This is a genomic window from Agriterribacter sp. (genome assembly GCF_035444585.1).
Taxonomy (GTDB): Bacteria; Bacteroidota; Bacteroidia; order Chitinophagales; family Chitinophagaceae; genus Agriterribacter.
Map to the genome: position 1 here is coordinate 1 of NZ_DAOMOZ010000330.1, position 3,368 is coordinate 3,368.

The 3,368-nt window shown below is 44.7% G+C and carries 5 protein-coding genes; all 5 read right to left on the reverse strand.

What is annotated here, in order from left to right; genetic code table 11:
* Positions 1 to 883, reverse strand: an 883-nt coding sequence (locus PLH26_RS21030) for a carboxypeptidase-like regulatory domain-containing protein (RefSeq protein ID WP_324587981.1), incomplete at its 3' end; no start/stop codon positions are given.
* Between the two features lie 18 nt (positions 884 to 901).
* Positions 902 to 1,474 (reverse strand): carboxymuconolactone decarboxylase family protein, encoded by a 573-nt coding sequence (locus tag PLH26_RS21035; RefSeq protein ID WP_324587982.1) that lies wholly within the window; start codon positions 1,472 to 1,474, stop codon positions 902 to 904.
* 108 nt (positions 1,475 to 1,582) lie between these two features.
* Positions 1,583 to 2,161 carry a hypothetical protein gene (locus tag PLH26_RS21040; protein WP_324587983.1) on the reverse strand — a complete coding sequence of 193 codons (579 nt, stop codon included), beginning with the start codon at positions 2,159 to 2,161 and terminating at the stop codon, positions 1,583 to 1,585.
* A 119-nt stretch (positions 2,162 to 2,280) separates the two neighbouring features.
* Complete coding sequence (gene greA / locus PLH26_RS21045; RefSeq protein WP_324587984.1) at positions 2,281 to 2,754, reverse strand: transcription elongation factor GreA; 474 nt, start codon at positions 2,752 to 2,754, stop codon at positions 2,281 to 2,283.
* A gap of 139 nt (positions 2,755 to 2,893) precedes the next feature.
* A partial coding sequence (locus PLH26_RS21050; RefSeq protein ID WP_324587985.1) for an NAD(P)-dependent oxidoreductase occupies positions 2,894 to 3,368 on the reverse strand: 475 nt, incomplete at its 5' end.

The window sequence follows — 3,368 nt, forward strand, 5'->3', positions numbered from 1 at the left end:
AATTGTTGGCATACCAGTCGAGCCCGCTCAGGTAAGCAGCATTTATTTTAAATGCGAAACGATTGTTGAATGCTTTTGCATAGCGCAAAGCAAAATCATACAGTCCATGCGGCTTAACGTCATCCTCCCCTATATGATTGATGCCGGTTTTGGCCTGCAACGATAATCCCTGGTATTGAAATGGGTCTTTGGTATGCATCATCAGCACACCGTTAAAAGCAATAGGCCCGTATAAGGCAGAGGCGGCGCCCGGAATGATCTCAACACTTTCAATATCGAGATCTGAAACGCCGAACTGGTTACCTACTGAAAAATTCAAACCCGGTGTCTGGTTGTCTACACCATCAATCAACTGCAGAAAGCGCTGGCTCCCTGTATTGTTAAAGCCGCGGGTATTGACCTGCTTATAGGTTAGGCTGCTGGTTACCGCCTCCACCGATTTAAGATTCTGCACACCATCGTAAAAAGAGAGGGAAGGGTTTTCCCTGATCATTTTCTGGTTCATTTTTTCAATGCTCACGGGCGAACGGAGAATACTTTCCTGCACGCGGGATGCAGCAAAAACAACTTCATTGAGCCAGCCTTCCCTTTGCCGGAGCTTTACATTTACGTTTTGCCGGTCTTCGGTTATTTCAACCGTTTCATTAACATAACCGGTTGCGGAAATGATAATGGTAAAAGGCAGCTTGATCCTGGAGAGCGAAAGTGTGAAGGATCCTTTTGAGTCGGTAATTGAGCCACTGATCTTATCTTTAACACTGATGCTGGCTCCTTCAACAGGCTCACCCGAATTGGAAGCGGTTACCACGCCGGTAATTTTTACCTGCTGGGCAAAAAGACCGGTGGATACGAATAACAGAACTATAACTAGAAAATTTTTCATTGCAGTTGGTTGTAACGTTTAAGAAGGAATGGTTTTTTTTAGATGATCATACCCTTCCGGAAGCCGGGTATAACCATGATGTACAATACGGCCGGCGAGGCTGGTATAAAATTCCGGATCAGTGGGCGTAAAAGTATTCAGCCCGTCAACATAGCGGTTGTACAGGCAAAACAAGCCGGCAATAAGCACGGTATCATGGATCTCAATATCCGTTGCACCAGCAGCTTTTGCCGTATCAATGGCTTCATCCGTTACCGCTTTACCGCTTTCTCTTACTTTAGCTGCAATGGCCAGCAGCGCTTTCATTTTATCGCTCACAGGAGCCGTGGCAATATCGCTGAGTACCCCCGTTGAAGTTTCATTTTCACCCAGAAGCAAATTGGCGGCAGCAGTATGCGCCGTAGTACAAAACCGGCATTCATTGCCGGAGCTTACTACAGAAGCAATGAGCTCTCTTTCACCTTCCGACAAAGATGAAGCGCCGCGAAGCAGGAACTGCGTAAGTTCCCGGATAGGTTGGGCCGAATCTTTCCGGTATTCCAGCAGTCCGGTAATACCAGGAAGATGAGATTCCAATGTTATATAAGGCATAATACATTTAGATTTACAATATAAATATTAGCTCACACCCATGCTTTTCCATGGAGCGGTATTGTGCGCACGCCGGGTGCTAATGATACTGCAAAAGCATTAAAAAAATCAGGCTAAGCCATCGGGGGGCTGGATCAGACAGTCGCTGTCGGTATCGGTTAATGAAGGAGAGATAAAATCATGAAAGGAAGGTAAAGCCGGGGACATTGCAAAGCGGATGCAAAGCATTTGGGTTTGGTCATATTCAGATGCCGGCACATTCTTTTTACCCAGCGTTGTTGTTTTTTCACCCGAAGCAGCATTTACATTATTTACCTGCCGCGCATAATTTTCTTCTGCGCTTTGCAAACGGGTACGTTTAAAATCGGGTAAACAAAGCAGGTGCAATGTATCGTTGTATATTCTGCGCTTCACGTATTTGTAATAAAGCCCTTCGTATTCTACTTCACCGTCATACCGCTCATAATCGCTCCAGTTGGTGCTGTAAGGCAGCAGCAGGGGGATTTTTATATGAACCAGATCGGCATTGGAATAGCCGCCGGTATTGATAGCGGCTACAGTTTGCCTGTTGCTGTGATTGATCATCAACTGGAAAACGAAAGAATAACCTGCCAGATTGAACAGGTATACGGCAAGCATGAATATGGTTACGATCTTTTTCAGCAGCAGTTTGGTTATGAGTGGCACAAATTATATATTTTTATCATTCTGTGCAAGATTTTTTGGGCGAAATACACCGGTTTTTTAAAAACAAAAAAGCGGGGGTGCCCGCTTTTTTGCTATATATTTTTTGTAAACATACCCGGCTAAACTGCGATCTCTTCTATTTTAAATTTCAACAAACCAGCAGGCGCAATTACTTCAGCCACTTCGCCTACCTGCTTACCCAAAATACCCTGGCCTATAGGAGAAGTAACTGAAATTTTCCCCATTTTAAGGTCGGCTTCCTTTTCGGAAACCACCTGGTAGGTTACCGTTTTCTTTGTTTTAAGATTGGTTAAAGTTACCCTGGTGAGTATGCTTACTTTGCTCGTGTCAATGCTGTCTACCTCAATAATACGTGCGTTGGCAATTTCACCTTCCAACCTGGCGATCCTCGCTTCCAGCAGGCCCTGCGCTTCTTTTGCTGCATCATATTCTGCGTTTTCTTTCAAATCACCTTTTTCACGGGCTTCTGCAATAGCTCTTGAGGCAGCAGGCCTGTCTACACTTCTCATCTTTTGCAGCTCGTTTTTCAGTTGTTCCAGTGTTTCGTGCGTAACGTACATTACTTCACTCATGGCTGACTTCTTTTTTGATTGTGAAAAATAAAAAAATAACAACGCTTCAAACGGTTGTCTGAAGCGTTGCAATTGTATGATGAAGCAAAAATAGTAAAAAAATCATGCCAAACAAGGATGGGAGAGCAAATATTGATCCTTAAATGCCCAGCTTTTCGAGTATTATTTTCGACATTTTATAAAAGGCTTCATGGCTATAGCCGGCTATGTGGGGCGTAACAATTACATTGGGTTGGGCCAGCAGCCAGCTGAGCTGCTCTTTTTCTTCTGCAGTATATGTTTCCAGCTTTTCATTTTCCAGCACATCCAACCCCGCACCGGAAATCTTATTGGTTTTCAGGGCATTAATAACAGCATTGATATCGTGCACCTTGCCGCGGCAGGCATTTAAAAAATAAGGCTTCCGTTGCAGCGATTCAAAGAAAGCATCGTTGGCCATGTGAAAAGTCTCATCCGTTAAGGGCACGTGCAAACTGATCACATCTGCGTAACGGGCTATTTGCCCCGGACCGGCTTCGTGAACCCTGCCGCCGGCAAACCCAAATTTATATTTATCGTATGCCAGTATTTCCACATCAAACGACGACAGCAGTTTGGCAAAAGCGCCGCCGGCA

What these genes read in the sequence shown, in the direction of transcription:
- greA (WP_324587984.1), bottom strand. Translation starts at nt 2,754, where the DNA reads ATGAGTGAAGTAATGTACGTTACGCACGAAACACTGGAACAACTGAAA.
- PLH26_RS21035 (WP_324587982.1), bottom strand. Translation starts at nt 1,474, where the DNA reads ATGCCTTATATAACATTGGAATCTCATCTTCCTGGTATTACCGGACTG.